The following is a 19,626-nucleotide window of genomic DNA, read 5'->3' on the forward strand; positions in this document are numbered from 1 at the left end:
AGCTTTAAGGAGGTGATTTCTTTCAAACCGCTCAACCGACATTTTCACTGATTTTTTATAGAAATTATTTATTTTATTTTTATGGGGGGTAATAAAATGAAGAAATATTTACAAAGAATTGGCCGTTCATTGATGTTACCTGTTGCGGTATTGCCAGCGGCCGCCATTTTAATGGGGATTGGTTACTGGATTGACCCAACAGGATGGGGTGCAGGAAGCCCTGTAGCAGCGTTTTTAATTAAAGCGGGAAATGCCATCATTGGAAACATCCCGATGTTATTTGCATTAGGCGTAGCATTAGGGATGGCAAAGGATAAGGATGGCTCTGCAGCATTGAGCGGTTTGGTTGCCTATCTAGTTGTAAAGACTTTGCTATCACCAGATTCTGTAGCGATGCTTCAGCATATTGATGTAGCTAAAGTCGATCCAGCTTTTGGTAAAATTGAAAATGCCTTTATTGGAATTCTTTCTGGTATCGTAGCTTCTGTTATGTACAATCGCTTTAGTCATGTGAAATTGCCAGATGCATTGGCTTTCTTCAGCGGCAAACGGTTAGTGCCAATTATGACAGCGGTTTCGATGTTGGTCGTATCTGGCGTATTATTCTTTATCTGGCCTGTAATCTTTACAGGATTGGTTACTTTTGGTGAAACAATTGCTAAATTAGGTGCTATTGGTGCTGGATTATACGGTTTCTTCAACCGTTTATTAATTCCAACTGGTTTGCACCATGCGTTAAACGCTGTATTTTGGTTTAATGTTGCAGGTATTAACGATATCGGTAATTTCTGGTCTGGAAAAGGGGTCGTGGGCGTTACTGGAAGATACCAGGCAGGTTTCTTCCCTGTTATGATGTTTGGTCTTCCAGCTGCCTGTCTTGCGATGTACCACACAGCAAAACCAGGAAAGAAAAAGCAAGTGGCTTCTTTAATGTTAGCAGCAGGCTTCGCTTCCTTCTTTACTGGTGTTACAGAACCAATTGAATTCGCGTTCATGTTTGTTGCGCCAATGCTTTACCTCGTACATGCTGTTTTAACTGGTGTTTCATTAGCCATTGCTGCAGCATTTCACTGGACTGCTGGTTTTGGTTTCAGTGCCGGCCTTGTTGACTTTATCTTAAGCTCAAGACTTCCAATGGCACATCAGCCATATATGTTACTTGTGCAAGGTTTAGTATTTGCTGTTATTTATTATTTTGTCTTCCGCTTCTTAATTACGAAGTTCAATTTAATGACGCCTGGCCGTGAAGAAGATGATGAATCTTCCGAAGGATTTGTAGCAGCAGGTGAAAGTAAATTTTCTGCAATGGCAGCTCAAATTTATGAAGGTTTAGGCGGAGATGAAAACGTTGTTTCTGTTGACAATTGTGTTACTCGTCTTCGTTTAGAAGTAAAGGACATGAATGCTGTAGACCAAAAGAAAATTAAAGCGACTGGAGTACCAGGCATTAATATCGTTGGAAAGCAAAGCATTCAAGTTATTGTGGGTACCAACGTACAATTCGTCGCTGATGAGATTGCGAAAATCCGCAAGAAATAATTTTATAAAAGAACCGCTTGGACACTGAAGGTCCAAGCGGTTTTTTGCTGGAGGATAGGAAAAGTAGCATCTTTGGTCCAGTAAGTTGGTGATTTTTCTAAAATTAACGTTTTCTTAATCTTTCAATATGAAGTGAAATGTACCCCAGTTCGTGCTCGGGCAGCTGAATATTATAGTTTTGAGAAAGGGTTGCGGCCACTTTTTTAGCGCAATTATAGGAGACAGGGAATTTGTTTTTCAAGATTTTCAGCATTTCCTCATCCATTGTACTCGGTGCACTGCTGCTGACTCTGAAGATAGCAAAGCGCAAATGGGTAATGAGGCGCTGATAAGACAGATCGTCTTCTTCAAGCTCAATTCCAAGGTTATTTTTGATCGTCTCGACCATATCCCCAATAATCACTGTTTGCCTCAATGTCTGCTTCATATCCCCGCCGTGAAGCTTCGCAGTATGTAGATGCAGGGCAATAAAAGCGGCTTCGTCCACTGGCATATTGATGTTTAAATTTTTTTCAATATGTTTTATAGCCCAAATCCCTATATCAAATTCTTTTTTATATAAAATCTTGATCTCATGCAGCAATTTATTTTTAATAATAATTCCGTCTCGTACTCTTTCAATGGCGAAGGATAAGTGATCAGTCAAAGCGATATGGATATGATCGTTTAATTTACAATGAAGGGACTCTTCAGCGTAGGTGATAATCTCCTCTGAGAGGGTAAAGTGTTCTTCAGGGATTTGGAGAAGGAGCTGTTGGAATCGTTCATTTTCGTTGGCAACAAATAGCTTTTCAATTTTATCTGGATTGACAATATCATTTTTCTTTTTTTGAAATGCAATTCCTGCCCCAATGGCAATCTTTTCTACATTATTGTCGATTACCACAACAGCATTGTTATTAAGGATTTTTTTAATTCTCAAATGGAAACATCTCCTGATTTCCCTGGGCAACAGAGTTCATTTTCAATAAATATTATACTATAAAAGAAATTCGGTGTTTGATTTATTTTTCCTGCCGCATCCCTCTAATATTCTAGAAATAGTAAGGAAAAGCTTCTAGTTTTGCAAGTTGTTTGTTTTAAAAATATACTAGTGTTGAAATCAAATTTTAGGAGTCCTCGATGAAAGAACATTACTATGATAAGTTGCTCCATATTAAAACGCGAGGCGATCAGCAAGGCTTTCATAAGTCTTTGCACTACCACCGTTATGAGCCGACGCCATATAGTGCATTGGAGCAGTTATTTGAAAAATATGAAGTGAAAAGCAGTGATCAGGTGGTTGATTTCGGGTGTGGGAAAGGGCGGCTTAATTTTTATATTCACTATTTCTATCATGCATCCGTTACGGGAATAGAGATGGATGAGAGCCTTTACAAATCGGCTGAAAGTAATTTAAATAGTTATATTAGGAAAACAAAAAATCGTCCAGATCGAATTCGATTTCACTATTGTTTGGCAGAAGATTACGAGATTGACCCGGGAGATAATCGTTTTTACTTCTTCAATCCATTCTCCATCCAAGTTTTTCGAACAATCGTCAATCATATCCTTCTATCAGTGGAAATGATCAAGCGGGAAATCGAATTAGTTCTCTACTATCCATCAGAAGATTATATTTTTTATTTAGAAAATGATACTCCTTTTGAACTTTTGCAGGAAATCACACTCCAGCACCAATATCCTAATAACCCGAATGAACGATTTCTTATCTATCGCTTATAACCCGGTGTCAGGCACCGCTCGTGGACAAAGTGGTGATTTTGTCCACCTGGGGCGGACAATTAATTCTATAGGGCAGGGGATTTTTTATGAAGAAAATGAAGGGGATTTGTTTTAGGGCAGCGAATTGTTTAGGGGGAATGTTGTATTTAGGGAGTTTGCGATGAGTTCTGTTGAGGTATACGAACGGATTGATGTGCTTGATTATTTGCGGGGATTTGCTTTATTGGGGATTATCCTTGTCAACATTGTCCATATGCTTTCTTTAAGTCCGCCTGCTGCACATACTTTGGATGCAGCCTATGGGGGATTTTTATATGGATTTGTCGAGGGCAGGTTCTATACGATTTTTACTTTTTTGTTCGGGATCGGGTTTTATATTTTTCTCACAAGGGCGAATCAGAAGGGAAAGAATGGGACGGCTTTTTTCCTGCGGCGAATGCTGGCATTATTCGTTTTGGGTCTCATCCATGTTCAGTTTCAAAGAGGAGAGGCCTTAACCATTTATGCCATTTGCGGCTTGATTATATTGCCTTTTTATAAAGCAAATAAAGTAGTCAATCTAGTTTTTGGTGCAGCAATTTTAATCGTGCTAAGTATGTTTTCTATAAAAGTTTTGATGACCGTTCCTCTTATGCTATTAGGAATCGCTGCCGGCCAATACCGGTTGTATGAAGGAATATCAAACAAGCGTAGAGGCCTTATCATTTTAACGGTTACTATGTTTATAGCAGCTGCAATAGCTCTAATATGTCAGTTTCATTTTTTCACTCTTGGAAAGGGAATGGTGGCTGACCAAACTTTCATGCGTATTGGAATTGCCATAGGTCCCATTGTTTCGGCATTCTATATTGGAATGTTTATGCTCCTTTTACAAGTTTCATTTTTCCAAAGACTGCTTTCTCCGTTAAAAAGCTATGGGCGAATGGCGTTAACAAACTATGTTTCACAAACTATCTTCATATTAACGGCAGGGCATGTCTGGCACTTGTTTGGAAAAATAACCTACTTTCAATCGTTTTTCGTTTGTTTAGGAATATGTGCCATGCAGCTCATTTTAAGTGTGGCTTGGCTGCGGTTTTTCCGTTTTGGTCCGCTGGAATGGATTTGGCGTAGCATCACGTATTTAGAACTACCTCCGTTTAGGAGGTAAAAAACTATTTTTATTTAAAGGTTTAATTGACAGAAAATAATAAAATATTGCTCTTTCCTTTGTTGTACCGTGCTGTAAAATGGATGATATGAGGATATTGAAGTGTTTGGAGAGATGACGATGTCAAAGAGGTTCCCAATACTGTGGCAGGAGAATGAATCTGTTATTTATAATCCCGAGGAGTTAATTGATCTAATTCTTGATAATACAGCTGATGGAGTTTGTATTTTTGATATGGAAAATCGCTTTATTCGCATTAATCAGATGTATACAAAGATATTTGGTTTTACAGAGACGGATGTTCTCGGAGAACGATTCGATAAGTTCTCTGCTCCAGACATAGAAAATGAGGTGCTGGAAGCAGCTAAACAAGGGAAAACATTCCATAATATTGTCAATCGTCGCAGACATAAAAATGGAAATAAGCTAGATATTGCTGTTTCTTATTCGCCTTTTCGTAATACTACAGGAGAAATTATTGCGACTGTCGCGGTTTATCGCAATATCACTGACCGTGTTACGATTGAACGAGAATTAAAAAAAACACGTAAGTTATATAAATTAATTACTGAGAATACTACGGATTTGATTAAAGTTTTTACAAAAGAATATGAAATTGTTTATGCTTCCCCCTCATATGAAAAAGTGTTAGGGTTTCCTCCTGAGGAGATGGTGGGGAGGAGTGTTCTTGAATTTAGTAATGAAGTAGATGTAAATACTATGCATCGATTTTTTCAAAAGATTTTAGAAAATGGGGAGCCTCAGCTAATTCAACATAAAGTTAAAACGAAAGATGGTGGGGATGTAATTGCGGAATTTAATATTTCGCCTATTTACAACGAAAAAAATGAGATTGACTCATTCGTTTCTGTAGGACGGAATATTTCAGATAGGCTTAAAAATGATGAGGCCATCCGAAATTTAGATCGTCTTTCCATCATTGGGCAGTTGGCAGCAGGTGTTGCACACGAAATACGGAATCCGCTAACTTCGTTAAAAGGTTTTTCAAAATTGCTTAAAAGCACGTCTGATTTGGAGAAGCAAGATAAATATTTGTCGATCATCATGAATGAGTTGGATCGAATTGATATGATTGTCAATGAATTTATGTCGCTCGCTAAACCTCAGGCAATCCAGTTTGAACAGGAGAGTTTGTATTCCATTTTAGAGAGCACCATTAATATCCTTCATCCACAAGCACTGCTGCATAATGTGCAAGTTGTAAACCACTATCAATCGGATCACATTCATTTGCTATGCAGCCCGCATCAACTGAAGCAAGTATTTGTGAACTTCATTAAAAATGCCATTGAGGCAATGCCTAATGGCGGTACTGTTACAATTGATGCTCAAAAAATCTCAAATAAACGGGTTCAAATTAATATTGCTGACGAAGGTCTTGGAATTGACAACGAACGTCTATGCCTATTAGGAACTCCATTCTACACCACCAAAGACAAAGGAATCGGCCTTGGCCTGACAGTCAGCAATAAAATCATCCAAGAACACAAAGGCACCATGAAAATCGAAAGCCAAAGCGGAAAAGGCACAACAGTAAAAGTTGAATTGGAATGTTTATAGGAATGATGGCGGGGGCATTGTAGGTGTCACTTTTAAGGTGTCAGGCACCGCTCGTGGACAAAATGGAGATTTTGTCCACTGTGGGTGGACAGTAGTTGTCAAGGCACTGATATTGCTGTTGGTGCCTGCACCTTATTTTGTGTAGCGGTTGGCATAGGATGAGGCGACGAAGGCATCAGGTTTTATTTTAGGTGCCACCCCCATGGACTCCATTCTGGTTACCATTTCTTTTACAAATTCACTAGTCTTATTTCGTTTGCCAGCCCCAATATCGATATGGCCTTCCATTGTGAATGATGCTCCATGATAAAGATAGGGAAGTACAATATTGATTAAGTCGCTTTTTCTTTCCTCAGTGAACATACTGACAATTTCTTCGGTTAATGATAGTTCAAGAGAAATACGCTCGTGCAACTGAGTCATTTTTCTTGGCACAATTATTTTTCTAATACAGGCCCACACACCATTTCCTTCATTTCGTATTACAATCCCTGTTATAAATGTAGTATGTGATTTGTGAACTTGGGAATCAGTACCAACCATTAAACGATAATTTCCATTAGGGCTGCAATTCATAAACTTGACAATCCGTTCAAAGACTTGCTCAAACGTCATCCCAGTCTCTTGAAGATTCTGAAATAAAGGAGGATTAGTCCAATTTTTCATCATATTATAGCACCACATCTTTCCCTTCATATAAAACTCCTCTTTCTTCTTATTCCTATTTTATGGAAGGGACGAATAGTCGTGACTCTTATACTATAATTTGGAAAAGTTTTTATCATGAAAGTGTCAGGCACCGCTCGTGGACAAAATGCGAAATTTGTCCACTGTGGATGGACAGGTTATGGGTATCTGACACCATTTTTCATAGGATTTGTGCTTTTATTTGTTTGATTTGTTCTATATGGCGTTGTTCGTGCAGGTAAACGATTTCGATCCATTGGTAGAGTGGAAGGTCGCCGAAAAGGAGGTGTTTGGCTGATTTGGTTTTTAATGCTGTTCTGTCTTCGATTGCTTTCAGGACGTCAAGCAGGCTAGTTCGCGATTCGTTAAGTAAGTTTACAATTTGCTGAAAGTCCAGCGGTTCCTGACTAGGTTTGACTAAGTCAGGAGCGTCTATTTTCTTGGATCGATCCTTTAGAAGTTGAATTGGTTTAGGAGCCGCTTTTTCAGTATTTGCCTTCTTGAGTCCATAAATAATTCCTTTTGTAAATGATTTTTCTGTCAAATATAAGTGATGACAAACTTCAGCTGCACTCCACTGATTAAGATCTGGTTTTCTGTTTAATTCCTCAAAGCTAAGTGTTCTAACTTCATTTAAAAGCTGTCCTCGTGTCTCGGCCAAATCCACATATGAAATCTCTATTTGATCCAAAATATCTCTCCTTCCTTTTATCTTTACTTAATAAATTTTGCTATAGCCCTCTACTGTTTATATTCACGCCAAAGTGAAATATTCCTTTTAGGGTGTCAGGCACCATAAATGGAAAGATCAGCTCAAAATATTAAGATATTAAATTTGTAAAATTAGCGGAGGATCTTTGGTAAATAAAAGAAAGGAAATTTATTTTTGAAAGCGTTTACGTTAAAATTTTAAACAGATGTTTGAAATATAAACAAAAGTTTAAAAAGGAGGAGAGCTTGTGGCCGGTGAATTGACGGAGAAGGAGAACCAGATTTTTAATTTAATTCGAAAAAACCCATATATTTCACAGCAAGAGCTTGCTGAAGCAGTAGGATTATCGCGGCCATCAGTGGCAAATATTATATCTGGTTTAACTAAAAAGGGTCATATTGTAGGAAGGGCCTATATTGTCAATGAGTCAAAGGAAATCGTCTGTATCGGCGGAGCTAACATGGACAGGAAGTTCCAGTTGAAAGAGCAGGTACTGATGGGTACTTCCAATCCAACAAGCTCCATCAGAACGATCGGGGGAGTTGCACGAAATATCGCCGAAAATTTAGGGCGCCTGGGTATGGAGGTATCGTTAATCACCACATGCGGTGCGGATAGCGACTGGGCATTTATTGAAGAATCTTCTTCACTATATATGAACCTGGAAAAGGCTATGAAAATACCTGGGATGACTACAGGTTCTTATACTGCCGTACTCGATCCTGAGGGCGAATTAGTCATAGCTCTTGCCGACATGGAAGTATATGAAATGCTAACACCTGAAATGCTGCAAAAACAGGAGATTTTGTTAAGCCGTGCAAAGTGCATTGCTGCAGATTTAAACTGTCCGAAAGAAACATTGCAATATTTATGTGATTTTGCTAAGAAACACGATAGACCTCTTGTGTTAATTCCAGTTTCAGCTCCTAAAATGAAACGACTTCCAGATGACCTGAGTGGAATCACATGGCTGATTTCGAATCGGGACGAGTCAGAAAGTTATTTTCACTGTAAAATAACCAACCAATCAGAATGGAGTCACGCACTGGAGAAATGGCTCTCTCTCGGCATTTCGAATGTCGTCATCACAAATGGCAAAAATGGGGTGATGATAGGAAATAAGGAAGAGGGGATTTTTCATGTCCCTTCAATTGAGACAAAAGAAATCGTTGATGTTACTGGTGCGGGAGATGCATTTTCAGCAGCGGTGATTTATTCTTGGCTGGAAGGTGGGTCTCTACAAGAGATTGCCAAGGCAGGTGCAGTGAATGCTTCTAAAACATTACAATCATCCAGTACAGTCAGACAAGATCTATCAGCAGCACAATTACAAAATGACTTGGAGGAATTAAAATGAAACAATATATTTCATTATCAGAAGAAGTACGTTCCGCACAAGAACAAGGAAAACCAATTGTAGCTTTAGAATCAACCATTATTTCACACGGAATGCCGTATCCGCAAAACGTTAAAACGGCCCGTGAGGTGGAACAAATTATTCGCGAGCATGGTGCTGTTCCTGCAACGATCGCTATCTTGGATGGACAAATAAAAATCGGGTTATCGGATGATGAACTTGAAATGTTTGGCAAAAGCTCAGATGTGGCCAAAGCATCCCGCCGTGACTTGGCCTTCTTGCTGGAAACGAAGAAAAAAGGTGCAACAACAGTTGCTGCAACAATGATTTGTGCAGAGTTAGCAGGGATTCATATCTTTGTAACCGGAGGAATTGGCGGCGTACACCGAGGTGCTGAAACGACGATGGATATTTCCGCTGACTTGGAAGAATTAGCACAAACCAATGTAGCGGTCATTTGTGCCGGAGCGAAATCCATTTTAGACTTGGGTCTGACACTGGAGTACCTTGAAACTAAGGGAGTGCCAGTAATAGGATATCAAACCGATGTCCTGCCAGCCTTTTATACCCGCTCAAGTGATTTTTCCGTTAACTTCCGTGTTGAAGATGTTGAGAGCATTGCCGCAACACTAAAAACAAAATGGGATTTAAACTTAAAAGGCGGGGCAGTCATCGCCAATCCAATTCCAGAAGAATATGCCATGGATGATAATATAATTACAGCTGTAATTGAATCAGCATTGAAGGAAGCAAATGAGCAGCACATTTCTGGTAAAGAGGTAACCCCCTTCTTGTTAGCAAAAGTTAAGGAGTTAACTGGTGGAAAAAGCTTGGAATCCAATATTGCCCTTGTGAAAAATAATGCTGTATTAGGGGCAAAACTTGCAGTGGCCATGAAATCACTTAAGTAATGCTGGTGAAAGCCTGCGTGCAATAACCATAAAATTCTGAAGTGAACAAATGATTAGATTCATAGAAATGATTAGGCAATTGATAATAATTCTGCGAAATTAGACTAATCCCTTTGATGGATAGTCTAATTTTTTTATTTTATTTCAAGGGATATTGGAAAAAGTAATTCCCCTGCTCTCAATTTTTCGAAAAAAATCCTTAAAAGCCTAACAATCTTTAGACAAGTCCGTCATTAAATAAAGAAACGGAATAATAAAGAATGGGATGATGACAATGGCAAAAAGAAACCGAGGAAAAACCCTCAACTACCTTTCCTCCAGCCCACGCGGAACATGCCCGCTTTGCAACAAAACCGGTATCAAACTACTATACTCAATCAAAACAGAAACAAACCAGACCATCAAAGTCTGCAAAAACTGCCGCCATAAATAATAAATAATAATACGTAAGTAGCGTTAATGGTGTCAGGCACTGCTCGTGGACAAAATAGGAATTTTGTCCACCCCACATGGACACTATTCCATTTCCAACAGAGCATTACATTTTTAACTTTTCGCACGATTAAATGTAAACCGTAAGTCAATTCCGGTTGACAAATAATCATCCTACCCATTATGCTAAATTTAGCAATAATTTTTATTATTGGGGTGGGGGATTATTACTATGAAGAAATTAAGAGCGATTGATATTACACTTGTCGGGATGTTTGTGGCACTTATGGCAATTGGTGCAAATATTACCTCAATCGCGCCATTTTTGCACGTGGGTGGTGTACCGATTACACTGCAAACTTTTTTTGCTGTTTTGGCTGGATTAATTTTAGGCAGCCGAATTGGTTCGATTGCGATGATCGTTTACATGTTAGTAGGTCTTGTGGGAGTCCCAGTGTTTGCTGACTTTAGCGGAGGACTTGGGGTTATTTTGAAACCAACATTTGGTTTCATTGTATCTTACATTTTAACCGCGTTTATCATTGGAAAAATGGTGGACAAAAAACCAGGCTTGGCTATTTACATTGTTGCCGCCTTAGTTGGTATGGCTGTCAACTACCTATTCGGTACAAACTGGATGTACTTTGCCTTTAAGTTTTGGGCCGCTGCACCGGCAGGATTCACCTATAAAATGGCATGGTTATGGATGGTTCCGCCACTGCCAAAAGATATCATTCTCTCAATACTAGCCGCGATATTGGCGAACAGATTGGAAAAAACAGTCCTATCAAAAGGGCAATTCAAAAATTTAAAACGGGCATCCTAAAAACAAAGGCTGTCTCAAAAGGAAAATAACAATCTCCTTTTGAGGCAGCCTTTTATGGTGTCAGGTACCTCGCGTGGACATTTGTCCTCCTGTAGAGGACAAATGGGGTTTGTTGTGATTTGATGCCTGACACTGGACCTTGTCCATTATCGTAATCAGTATGTTTATAATGTTTGATTAAACGTGTTTTTGGAAAAATAATGAGGGAATTTGAGTCGTGTGCACATGTGGATTAATTCTTTTTTGTCTTAGGAAATAATAATTTAAATTAAGGGGGGATGTCTTACGAATTTGGGGGATGGTATGAGAAACGAAATGTATATGAGGATGGCAGTCGATATTGCTCTTGAAAATGTGCTGACGAACAGAGGGGGACCGTTTGGTGCGGTTATTGTACGTAACGGGCATCTCATAAGTATTGGCCGAAATCAAGTAACAGTAAGGAATGACCCAACTGCTCATGCTGAAATAGAAGCGATACGTGCCGCATGCAAATATTTGAACACTTTTCAACTTGAAGACTGCGAGATTTACACGAGCGGTGAGCCTTGCCCCATGTGCTTAGGAGCCATCTATTGGGCAAGGCTGAAAGCTATTTACTATGCCAGTACAAGTAAAGATGCTGCACAAATAGGATTTCAAGACGATTACATCTTTAAACAATATACTCTGCCAGTAGAACAACGCAGCATTCCTATGGTTCGGATTATTCCAGACAATACGTATGCACCTTTCAATGCTTGGATACATCAGCCTAATAAACAGGGATATTAATTGGTGTCAGGCACCACACGTGGACAATTGTCCATATGAAGTAGACTCCTAGAAAGCAATTTGCCAAAGAAGGAAATGATTAGTGCATTGTGTTTGGGAGGGTTTTAACTGGGGTTTTTATTTGGCTTTTTTTATTAAATGACTGGGGGACCATTTCTTTCCCCCAGCTGACTAATGGATTTTGAATATTAGATTTTATGCAATATAAAATGAAATAATTGATAGAACACAAGATGTGATCAGCATTGCAATCAGCGGGCGTAATGCTTTTGTTCGGAGGTCGTTTAGACTTACATTTAATCCAAGCCCGACCATTGCCGATGTGAGAATAAAGGTTGTCAGATTGGGGATTCCGTTCATTAACCATTGCGGCGCAGGAAGGGACCTTCCTAAACAATAGCTGCCAAATAAGCTCATTAGAATGAAGCCGATGAGGAACCATGGAAATTCGATCCTAGTGCAGCTAGTGTTTGCGGTATTTTTCCTTTTCACCCAAACCATCAAAATAAAGCATAAGGGAACCAGCAGCAGAACACGTCCCAATTTGGCCAACAGGGCAATTGCCAATGCATCTTGACCTGCCGGGGCACCTGCCAATGCAACATGTGCAATTTCGTGGAGGCTGATCCCACTCCATATCCCATAATGTATTGCTGAAATCGGCAAAAACGGCCGAAGAATAGTATAGATAATGGAAAAAATAGTTCCTACTAAGGCTATGATGCCAACTCCAATGGCTGTATCTTCATCATTTGCCTTCAAAATTGGTGAAACGGCAGCAATGGCGGCTGCACCGCATACTCCAGTTCCTACACCAAGGAGCATTGTTAATGATGCTTCTGCTTTCAAAACTTTCCCCAGCCATATGGTCACTAAAATGCCAAAACTAATGACTCCAATATCACGGAAAAGCAAGCCAAGCCCATGATGAAGTACAACATCTATGTTTAATTTCAAGCCATATAACATAATGGCAAAACGTAAAAAGCGTTTGGCTGAAAATTGAATTCCTGATCTTAATGCCTCAGGGTATCCGAATAATTGGCGGTAAGCTGTCGCGGCCATAATGGCGCAGGCAAGCGGTCCAATACGGTCAAATCCCGGAACTTTTGATAAGGCAAAACCAATGGCGGCAACAGCAACGGTAAACATGACTCCCCCAAGCCATAATCCCACAGGAGTTAACTTTTTTTGCTGTTTAAGAGCTTTTGCAATTACAGTCAACGTTTTTGCACCTGGGCTTCCCATTTCATCACCTCGAATGATTTTTCACAATATCAGCGTACTCCGGTTTTATGAATAAGGAAAATAATGATATATAATAAGAATGATAAGTAAATCAATATAAATCAATCGTACCAAGGGATGCAGCCAGATTGGAATTTGAAAAATGGATGAAGGTGTACACATTGGATCAATATTTAGAGGTGTTCGTAAAGGTTGTAGAAAAAGAAAATTTCTCCAAAGCTGCCGAGGAGCTGCACATGACGCAGCCAGCCGTCAGCCAATATATCAGAACTTTAGAACAGACAGTGGGGACAAGGCTGTTGGAGCGGAGCAATAAATACGTCCGTTTGAACAAGGCAGGAGAAATTGTTTATCACCATGCAAAGGAAATACTGGCACTCTATACAAAAATGCAGTCTTTAGTGGATGATTTAACTAATATTGCCAACGGTCCAATTGCCATTGGTGCCAGCTACACATTTGGCGAATACATTTTGCCGCACATTATCGCCAGGCTAAAAAAGGAATTTCCGATGATCAGTCCATCCATCATTATTCATAACACAAAAGAAATTATTGATTTGGTGAATACGTATCAATTGGATATCGGTATCATCGAGGGACTTTTTAGTGAAGAACGAATCCAATCAGAAGTGGTTTCTGAGGATCATATGGTTATTGTTGCTTCCCCACATCATCCTTTATTAAAAAAGGGCAGGGAAAATCATCTTTCAGAATTATTGGGTGAAACGTGGATTCTTAGGGAAGTGGGATCCGGTACAAGGCAGGCAGCAGAGAGCTTTTTTGAAATGTATGGCTTCACTCCCAAAAAAATTATGGAATTCGGAAGTACACAGGTAATTAAAGAATCTGTTGAGGCAGGTCTGGGGATCAGCTTGTTGTCGCGCTGGGCAATTGCTAAAGAACTTATGACTGGATACCTTGGGATCCTCAATGTGGAGGGGCTTCCGTTTAAACGAAATTTTACAATTGTCACTAGGTCGTCATACCAGACAAAAGCCTTGAAGACGTTTGTGGCTACTTTAAGGGATTATTTTTTGGAGAAAACAATTAAAGGCTAGTGTTAAATTTGCTGCTCTGCTGGTTCAGGCGGAAGGCACGAGACTCTTCAAAAATGCACACGTATTTCTTTCGCGCGTGGGCGGATGAGAGGTTGGGTTCAATGGCCAAGGGAGACTGTCTCTGGAGCGGAAATCAACAGTCAAGCCTAAAAAAGCACACCCCTTTAGTGAAAGAGGTGTGCCGTCATCATAGTTTAAGCATTCAATGCAAGTTGAATCATCAGTTCAATAGCTGTTGAAATGGCTCTCTCATCAATATCAAATTTCGGATGATGATGAGGGTATTGGCTTTTTTCGCTTTGCATACCGACATTAATAAACGCTCCGAACTTTTCTTTTAAGTAATATGAAAAATCTTCTGCTCCCATTGTCGGTTCCACCTCAGCAAAGACATCGACGCCGAAGGTTTTTTCAATCAAATCTTTAGCAAATTCACATGCTCCCGGGTGATTATAAACAGGAGGCGTTCCTTCAATAAATTGATAGGAGCCCTTTGCTCCGAAACTTGCACAGAGGGATTCTGTCAGCTGTGCTGTTTTTTCATGCATAAGCTCAGCTGCTTCATACGTCATGGCGCGAATCGTGCCTTTAATTTTCACTTCCGATGGAATGACGTTGTAAGAATTTCCAGCTTGCATCCCGCCAATGGAAATCACCCCGGCATGGAGGGGATTTAAATTGCGGCTGACTACCGATTGGAATGCCTGAATCAGATGAGTGGCAATGTAAATCGGATCAACCGTTTCGTGCGGCTGGCCGCCATGCCCGCCTTTACCTGAAATGGTTATATCAAAATCATTGCAAGAGGCCATGGCATAGCCGGTGGCAAAGCCGATTTTTCCAAGCGGCAAGTTAGACATTAAATGGATCCCGTAAATAGCATCTACTTCATCTAATACCCCTTCTTTCACCAGCTTTTGCGCCCCGCTTGGTGAAGCCTCCTCAGAGCTTTGAAAAATAAGAACAATATTATTTTTAATCAGGTGCGGGTTTTGGCTCATCCATTTTGCAACAGCTAGTAAAACTGCGGTATGTCCATCATGGCCGCATCCATGCATAACGCCTGGAACGGTAGAAAGATAGGGCTTGTCTCCTTCCTCATGAAGTGGGAGTGCATCCATATCCGCCCGCAATGCAATCGTCTTTTTTCCTTCAGTTCCTTTAAAAAATCCCACCAAGCTTGGAGCTGAATAACGGGAGTCAATCGGAATTCCAAACTCCGTTAATTTTTCCTTCACATAAGCAGAAGTGGCAAATTCCTGCCCCGATAATTCCGGATACATATGAAAATGCCTGCGTTGTTCTATTGCCCAAGCTGTTAACTCTGAATCTATTAATTTCGCTGGTATCATGATGAACTCCTTTGTGAATAATTATGCATATAATTTTAATGTATATACAAACAGATAACAAGATTAATATCATCCAACGTTTACAATAATTGTAAAATTAGCTGATGTGAAATATCTAAATCAGACTTAATTGAAGAAAAAATAACATAAGGGAGGAAAACAAATATGATATTAAATCAGCAGAAATAGATGGAAAAATAGTTTCAGTGTTTTAGGAGAAGTTTTAAGAAGAAACGGGAATAGAATTGATGTGCAAAAGGTTGATATTAAGTGCTGATTTAAAGTGGGTGCGATGAAGATAGGCTGCAAACCACAATAGGCTCATCGGCATTGGGATGAGGGGTGTATTATTTTATTTTTAGAAGGCCCAAAGAATGGGATCTTTTACAAACTATAAAACAAGTAGCCGAAAGGATTTTATGTTTTGTCTAATGACAGGTATTGATGCTGTTATATAATGGAACTAACTGAATAATTTTGCATTTTTTAAACTCCATAGGATGATCAAACATATCAAAATAGATCAAGGGAGGTAGGCATACATGCAAAAACAAAAAGTGTTAATTAATGGAGAAAGATTGAAAGAGGAATTGGAACGGTTTGCGAAGTTCGGCAGGACAGAAAACAATGGGGTCACAAGGTTGGCGTTATCAGAGGAAGATCGTCGAGCGCGAGATTATTTCCGTTCCTGTTGTGAAGAACTGGGAATGACGGTTAAGGTTGATGATATGGGGTGTATGTATGCTACGCTTTCAGGAACGGAGAATAAACCGCCGATCCTGATTGGATCCCACCTTGATTCAGTTAAAAAAGGCGGCAGGTTTGATGGGGTTTTAGGTGTTTTGGCTGGTCTGGAAGTGGTGAGAACGTTGGTGGACCACAACATTAAGCCGAATATCCCGATTTCGCTCGTTAATTTTACCAATGAAGAAGGGGCAAGGTTTGAACCTTCAATGATGGCATCAGGCGTTCTGTCAGGTAAATTCGATAAGTCCCTTATGTTAAAAAAGAAAGATGCGGCTGGAATTTCATTTGAAGAGGCTTTACATGCAATAGGGTATGCGGGGGATGAGGAAAATCGCTTAAGAGAAGGATCAGCATATTTAGAAATGCATATTGAACAAGGGCCAATTCTAGAAAAAGAAGCGCTGACAATCGGGGTTGTGGAATGTGTTGTAGGGATGGCTTGCTATGAAATCGAAGTAACAGGCGAGTCCGATCATGCTGGCACTACGCCAATGAATATGCGTAAAGATGCCCTTTTTGCTACTAATAATTTAATTAATGAAATCCGGAGCCGCTTAGGTTCTCTAGATGAAGAATTAGTGTTCACTATAGGCAGGGTGAATGTGTATCCCAGCATCCACACGGTCATTCCCAATAAGGTAGTATTTACACTGGAGGCACGGCATAAGGATATGGAAATTGTGAACAAGGTCAAGGACATTATCCATGGGCTGCCAAATTTGGGTGTCAATGAGGGTTGTGAAATTAAGACGACTAAGTTATGGGAGCGGGATACGGTTTGGTTCGAGCCTGAAATCTGCGAGCTTTTAGAGCAATCGGCCCAGTCGCTCGGTTATTCCAAAAAACGCATGGTTAGTGGCGCCGGACATGACGCCCAATTTATTGCCAGCTATGTCCCTTCCGCGATGCTGTTTGTACCAAGTGTGAAAGGAAAAAGTCATTGTGAGGAAGAGCTGACAACTTGGGAAGATTGTGAAAAAGGGGTAAATGTTATTTTGGATACCGTTCTTGCGTTGTTGGCAAAATAGTGTCGGTATTTAATGGACTCTTTCCTGCTTTGCGGTGGAAGAGTTTTTTAATTTTGGCATCTGTAAGTTTTATTGATCATGAAAATGAAGAAACTCCTGCCTGTTCGAAAGTTAATTAAACGTTTGATTAATACTAATGAACAAAACTAATCAAACGTTTGATTGGTGGTTTGGTGGGGGGTTCGAATTATATAAGAAATTTAAACGGTGTTAAAATAGAAATAAAGGGGGATTTTTCAATGAAAGGAGTGGTGGCGGTACATGTGTTTAATCTTGTTTGCATACCATGTACATCCTGTATATAAGCTCATTGTTGCTGCGAATCGGGATGAATCTTACCAAAGGCCGACGTTGCCTATCCATTTTTGGGAGGACTATCCGGACATACTGGCGGGGCGTGATTTAGAGAAAATGGGGACTTGGATGGGTGTGACAAAATCTGGTCGCTTTGCAGCGTTGACCAATTACCGAAACCCAAAAGAATCAGCGGCTGGAAAACGTTCGCGAGGAGAACTTGTGGCAGACGCTCTCAAGTATAAAGGAAATATAAAAGATTATATGCGAGATCTGTCCGACAGTAAGAATCTGTATCCTGGTTATAATTTGCTGGCAGGAGATATTGAAGCACTTTACTATTATTCAAATATTGGGGAGAAACTTGTAACAATAGAGCCCGGAATACATGGGCTTAGCAACCACCTATTAAATACAAACTGGCCAAAAGTACAAAAGGGAAAAGCGGGCCTATCCAAAATCATCAGCGAAAATCCAGAAGGCCAAATAACCGACCAGCTCCTAGCCCTGCTGCAAAACTCCGACCCCGCACCCGACAACCAGCTTCCCTACACCGGAGTTTCCATCGAACTAGAAAGAATGCTCTCACCGCTATTCATCAAAAGCGCCCACTACGGAACAAGAAGCTCAACCATCCTGCTGCAATCAGAAGCAGAAATTCAAATGATCGAACGAGTCACCCATGCAGATGGTGTAGATGGTGTTACCTATGCAAATGGAGGTGTCAGGCACCACTCGTGGACAAAAGTGTGATTTTGTCCACCCTGAGTGGACAGTTGGTTTCCAAGGGATTGTTTTCGGGCATGTTTTTCATAAATGGTTGTGTATGTTGGGGCAGTTCCGGTAAGGGGCTGTCTTTTTTATGTGGCAGGTAAAATAAGTAGTAAAAATTTTAGTAAAATTATTGCTATTATTTTACTATCGGTAGTAAAATGAAAGGGATTACAATTATATAATTTTGGGGGGAACTCTAAATATGAACATTACTACGCTAAATAAAGTTTTTCTTGATGTGTTTCACGTTTTACCTAAACATGCGTTTTTTGCTCCTGGAAGGATTAATTTGATTGGAGAACATACTGATTATAACGGCGGCCATGTGTTTCCTTGTGCCATTACGTATGGAACTTATGCTGTTGCTCGAAAGCGGGAGGATCAGCTTGTCCGCTTATACTCAGAGAACTTCCCTGACAAAGGAATTATCGAATTTAACTTAAACGAGTTGACTTTTGATCAAAAGCACAATTGGGCCAACTATCCAAAGGGGATGATCCGCTATATTATGGAGGCGGGTTATGAGATACCAACAGGATTTGAATGTGCGATCGAGGGGGATATTCCCAATGGTGCAGGATTATCTTCATCTGCATCGATTGAGTTGTTAACGGGTGTTTTAGTTAATGGACTATATGGTTTAGAAATTCCACGCCTTGATTTAATTAAAATAGGAAAGCGTGTTGAAAATGAATTTATCGGTGTCAACAGTGGAATCATGGACCAATTCGCGGTTGGAATGGGAATGAAGGATGCTGGTATTCTTCTAGATTGCCAAACACTAAGGTATGAGTATGCTCCGATTCAATTGGATGATTATAAGATTTTAATTATGAATACAAATAAGCGCCGTGAACTGGCGGATTCGAAATACAATGAACGTAGAAGTGAGTGTGACCAAGCATTGGAACTGCTTCAGCAAAAGCTTTCAATTGATGCACTAGGCCAGCTGACAGAAGAAGAGTTTACAGAAAATCAGCACCTAATTGCCAATGAAACGATCCGCAGACGGGCAAAGCATGCTGTCTATGAAAATATAAGAACCTTAAAGGCGCTAAACGAGTTAAAGGGTGGGAACTTGGAGGCCTTTGGCAGACTTATGAATGAATCTCATATTTCATTACGAGATGATTACGAAGTAACGGGAGTCGAGCTTGATAGTTTAGTAGAAGCGGCATGGAAACAGCCGGGGGTGATTGGAGCAAGAATGACAGGTGCAGGTTTTGGCGGCTGTGCAATTGCCATTGTGGAAAATAGTGAGGTGGAGAATTTTATTACAAATGTGGGGGCTGCCTATCAAGGGAAAATTGGCTATTCTGCCGATTTTTATGTAGCTAGCATTGGCGATGGAGCAAAGGAAATTGCGCTGGAGTCAGTAAAATGAAAAACAGTTCCGGCCTGAATTTATTTCTGTGGGGCGAATCCAGC

Annotated in this window: 18 protein-coding genes; 13 read left to right on the plus strand and 5 right to left on the minus strand. The window is 40.1% G+C overall.

Annotated features, from left to right (window positions below; genetic code table 11):
• Positions 1 to 96 precede the first annotated feature (96 nt).
• Positions 97 to 1,539, plus strand: coding sequence for an N-acetylglucosamine-specific PTS transporter subunit IIBC (nagE, locus tag HPT25_RS10090; RefSeq protein ID WP_173063269.1), 1,443 nt, complete (start codon positions 97 to 99; stop codon positions 1,537 to 1,539).
• A gap of 103 nt (positions 1,540 to 1,642) precedes the next feature.
• Here the strand turns inward: nagE and HPT25_RS10095 are convergent, their stop codons facing one another.
• Positions 1,643 to 2,461 (minus strand): PRD domain-containing protein, encoded by an 819-nt coding sequence (locus HPT25_RS10095; protein ID WP_173063272.1) that lies wholly within the window; start codon positions 2,459 to 2,461, stop codon positions 1,643 to 1,645.
• 200 nt (positions 2,462 to 2,661) lie between these two features.
• Here HPT25_RS10095 and HPT25_RS10100 point away from each other — a divergent pair, with 200 nt between their 5' ends.
• The 3 genes from HPT25_RS10100 to HPT25_RS10110 all read left to right on the plus strand — a co-directional run bounded on the left by HPT25_RS10100 (position 2,662) and on the right by HPT25_RS10110 (position 5,995).
• The gene (locus HPT25_RS10100) at positions 2,662 to 3,264 is read left to right on the plus strand and encodes an SAM-dependent methyltransferase (protein ID WP_173063275.1); all 603 of its coding nucleotides are present in this window, start codon (positions 2,662 to 2,664) and stop codon (positions 3,262 to 3,264) included.
• Between the two features lie 160 nt (positions 3,265 to 3,424).
• Complete coding sequence (locus HPT25_RS10105) at positions 3,425 to 4,414, plus strand: DUF418 domain-containing protein (protein ID WP_173063278.1); 990 nt, start codon at positions 3,425 to 3,427, stop codon at positions 4,412 to 4,414.
• Positions 4,415 to 4,534: 120 nt separating this feature from the next.
• On the plus strand, positions 4,535 to 5,995 hold the full coding sequence (locus HPT25_RS10110; protein ID WP_173063281.1) for a PAS domain-containing sensor histidine kinase: 1,461 nt from the start codon (positions 4,535 to 4,537) through the stop codon (positions 5,993 to 5,995).
• Positions 5,996 to 6,127: 132 nt separating this feature from the next.
• Here HPT25_RS10110 and HPT25_RS10115 read toward each other — a convergent pair whose 3' ends face one another.
• The gene (locus tag HPT25_RS10115; protein WP_376767918.1) at positions 6,128 to 6,664 is read right to left on the minus strand and encodes a ribonuclease H-like YkuK family protein; all 537 of its coding nucleotides are present in this window, start codon (positions 6,662 to 6,664) and stop codon (positions 6,128 to 6,130) included.
• 199 nt (positions 6,665 to 6,863) lie between these two features.
• Complete coding sequence (locus tag HPT25_RS10120; RefSeq protein WP_217269679.1) at positions 6,864 to 7,373, minus strand: DinB family protein; 510 nt, start codon at positions 7,371 to 7,373, stop codon at positions 6,864 to 6,866.
• Positions 7,374 to 7,641: 268 nt separating this feature from the next.
• On the opposite strand from HPT25_RS10120, the gene HPT25_RS10125 reads away from it, so the two are divergent.
• From HPT25_RS10125 to HPT25_RS10140, 5 genes are all read left to right on the plus strand, one after another.
• Positions 7,642 to 8,751, plus strand: coding sequence for a PfkB family carbohydrate kinase (locus HPT25_RS10125; protein ID WP_312857280.1), 1,110 nt, complete (start codon positions 7,642 to 7,644; stop codon positions 8,749 to 8,751).
• Entirely contained in the window at positions 8,748 to 9,662 is a 915-nt protein-coding gene (locus tag HPT25_RS10130) for a pseudouridine-5'-phosphate glycosidase (protein WP_173063284.1), read from the plus strand. The genes HPT25_RS10125 and HPT25_RS10130 overlap by 4 nt, the downstream gene beginning before the upstream one ends.
• Positions 9,663 to 9,936: 274 nt before the next feature.
• Positions 9,937 to 10,095, plus strand: coding sequence for a hypothetical protein (locus tag HPT25_RS29475; protein WP_512698527.1), 159 nt, complete (start codon positions 9,937 to 9,939; stop codon positions 10,093 to 10,095).
• Positions 10,096 to 10,326: 231 nt separating this feature from the next.
• Complete coding sequence (locus HPT25_RS10135; RefSeq protein ID WP_173063287.1) at positions 10,327 to 10,920, plus strand: biotin transporter BioY; 594 nt, start codon at positions 10,327 to 10,329, stop codon at positions 10,918 to 10,920.
• A gap of 303 nt (positions 10,921 to 11,223) precedes the next feature.
• Positions 11,224 to 11,694, plus strand: a complete 471-nt coding sequence (locus HPT25_RS10140) for a nucleoside deaminase (protein WP_173063290.1) — start codon at positions 11,224 to 11,226, stop codon at positions 11,692 to 11,694.
• A 195-nt stretch (positions 11,695 to 11,889) separates the two neighbouring features.
• Here the strand turns inward: HPT25_RS10140 and HPT25_RS10145 are convergent, their stop codons facing one another.
• On the minus strand, positions 11,890 to 12,942 hold the full coding sequence (locus HPT25_RS10145) for a YeiH family protein (RefSeq protein ID WP_173063293.1): 1,053 nt from the start codon (positions 12,940 to 12,942) through the stop codon (positions 11,890 to 11,892).
• Positions 12,943 to 13,103: 161 nt separating this feature from the next.
• Between HPT25_RS10145 and HPT25_RS10150 the strand changes: the two genes are divergently transcribed.
• Positions 13,104 to 14,003 (plus strand): LysR family transcriptional regulator, encoded by a 900-nt coding sequence (locus HPT25_RS10150; protein WP_173071041.1) that lies wholly within the window; start codon positions 13,104 to 13,106, stop codon positions 14,001 to 14,003.
• Between the two features lie 194 nt (positions 14,004 to 14,197).
• On the opposite strand, the gene HPT25_RS10155 is transcribed toward HPT25_RS10150, so the two are convergent.
• Entirely contained in the window at positions 14,198 to 15,355 is a 1,158-nt protein-coding gene (locus tag HPT25_RS10155) for a M20 metallopeptidase family protein (RefSeq protein ID WP_173063296.1), read from the minus strand.
• Between the two features lie 542 nt (positions 15,356 to 15,897).
• Here HPT25_RS10155 and HPT25_RS10160 point away from each other — a divergent pair.
• The 3 genes from HPT25_RS10160 (at position 15,898) to HPT25_RS10170 (ending at position 19,582) form a co-directional block, all read left to right on the plus strand.
• Positions 15,898 to 17,130, plus strand: coding sequence for a Zn-dependent hydrolase (locus tag HPT25_RS10160; RefSeq protein ID WP_173063299.1), 1,233 nt, complete (start codon positions 15,898 to 15,900; stop codon positions 17,128 to 17,130).
• A 261-nt stretch (positions 17,131 to 17,391) separates the two neighbouring features.
• Positions 17,392 to 18,177, plus strand: coding sequence for an NRDE family protein (locus HPT25_RS10165; protein WP_173063302.1), 786 nt, complete (start codon positions 17,392 to 17,394; stop codon positions 18,175 to 18,177).
• Positions 18,178 to 18,400: 223 nt separating this feature from the next.
• Positions 18,401 to 19,582 carry a galactokinase gene (locus HPT25_RS10170; protein WP_173063305.1) on the plus strand — a complete coding sequence of 394 codons (1,182 nt, stop codon included), beginning with the start codon at positions 18,401 to 18,403 and terminating at the stop codon, positions 19,580 to 19,582.
• Positions 19,583 to 19,626 lie beyond the last annotated feature (44 nt).

It is taken from the genome of Neobacillus endophyticus (assembly GCF_013248975.1).
Classification (GTDB): Bacteria; Bacillota; Bacilli; order Bacillales; family Cytobacillaceae; genus Neobacillus; species Neobacillus endophyticus.

What these genes read in the sequence shown, in the direction of transcription:
- HPT25_RS10110 (WP_173063281.1), top strand. Translation starts at nt 4,535, where the DNA reads ATGTCAAAGAGGTTCCCAATACTGTGGCAGGAGAATGAATCTGTTATT.
- HPT25_RS10160 (WP_173063299.1), top strand. Translation starts at nt 15,898, where the DNA reads ATGCAAAAACAAAAAGTGTTAATTAATGGAGAAAGATTGAAAGAGGAA.
- HPT25_RS10135 (WP_173063287.1), top strand. Translation starts at nt 10,327, where the DNA reads ATGAAGAAATTAAGAGCGATTGATATTACACTTGTCGGGATGTTTGTG.
- HPT25_RS10165 (WP_173063302.1), top strand. Translation starts at nt 17,392, where the DNA reads ATGTGTTTAATCTTGTTTGCATACCATGTACATCCTGTATATAAGCTC.
- HPT25_RS10105 (WP_173063278.1), top strand. Translation starts at nt 3,425, where the DNA reads ATGAGTTCTGTTGAGGTATACGAACGGATTGATGTGCTTGATTATTTG.
- HPT25_RS10130 (WP_173063284.1), top strand. Translation starts at nt 8,748, where the DNA reads ATGAAACAATATATTTCATTATCAGAAGAAGTACGTTCCGCACAAGAA.
- HPT25_RS10145 (WP_173063293.1), bottom strand. Translation starts at nt 12,942, where the DNA reads ATGGGAAGCCCAGGTGCAAAAACGTTGACTGTAATTGCAAAAGCTCTT.
- HPT25_RS10155 (WP_173063296.1), bottom strand. Translation starts at nt 15,355, where the DNA reads ATGATACCAGCGAAATTAATAGATTCAGAGTTAACAGCTTGGGCAATA.
- nagE (WP_173063269.1), top strand. Translation starts at nt 97, where the DNA reads ATGAAGAAATATTTACAAAGAATTGGCCGTTCATTGATGTTACCTGTT.
- HPT25_RS10100 (WP_173063275.1), top strand. Translation starts at nt 2,662, where the DNA reads ATGAAAGAACATTACTATGATAAGTTGCTCCATATTAAAACGCGAGGC.
- HPT25_RS10140 (WP_173063290.1), top strand. Translation starts at nt 11,224, where the DNA reads ATGAGAAACGAAATGTATATGAGGATGGCAGTCGATATTGCTCTTGAA.
- HPT25_RS29475 (WP_512698527.1), top strand. Translation starts at nt 9,937, where the DNA reads ATGGCAAAAAGAAACCGAGGAAAAACCCTCAACTACCTTTCCTCCAGC.
- HPT25_RS10115 (WP_376767918.1), bottom strand. Translation starts at nt 6,664, where the DNA reads ATGATGAAAAATTGGACTAATCCTCCTTTATTTCAGAATCTTCAAGAG.
- HPT25_RS10170 (WP_173063305.1), top strand. Translation starts at nt 18,401, where the DNA reads ATGAACATTACTACGCTAAATAAAGTTTTTCTTGATGTGTTTCACGTT.